Origin of the sequence: Nocardioides cremeus (assembly GCF_030518195.1) — a bacterium.
GTDB lineage: Bacteria > Actinomycetota > Actinomycetes > Propionibacteriales > Nocardioidaceae > Nocardioides > Nocardioides cremeus.
Genome location: NZ_JAULSC010000109.1, coordinates 1 through 378 on the forward strand (window position 1 = coordinate 1; position 378 = coordinate 378).

A 378-nucleotide genomic window follows, 5' to 3' on the forward strand; every position below is an offset into this window, starting at 1 on the left:
CGAGCGTGTCAAGTTTTCTGTGTAAGGCGGCCGATCTCTTTACTTTGTGTTGGGCTTACAGGTGGGGGTTGATGCGGTCGGGGTAGGCGATCGCGAGTTGGGCGAGGGCCTGCTTCCAGTTCGTGACGACCTGGCCTTCGACGAGGCGGCCTTGGGCCTTGCGGTCCTTGCCCTTCTTGCCTCGGTCCCGGTCTCTGTCGCGGGCTCGTTTGTCCTCGATGGTGCAGATCGCCAGCCACAGCAGCTTGACTGCGGCATCGTCGCTGGGGAAGTGACCGCGGTTCTTGGTGACCTTCCTGAGCTGGTAGTTCAGCGACTCGATGGAGTTGGTGGTGTAGATGACGCGGCGCAGCTCGGGCGGGAACGCCAGGAACGGGG

1 protein-coding gene is annotated in these 378 nt (G+C 62.7%); it reads right to left on the reverse strand.

Annotation, left to right across the window (positions count from 1 at the left end; all coding sequences use genetic code 11):
* Positions 1-55: 55 nt before the first annotated feature.
* The coding region (locus tag QWJ41_RS20880) for a transposase (RefSeq protein ID WP_302710395.1) at positions 56-378 on the reverse strand (323 nt) is incomplete at its 5' end.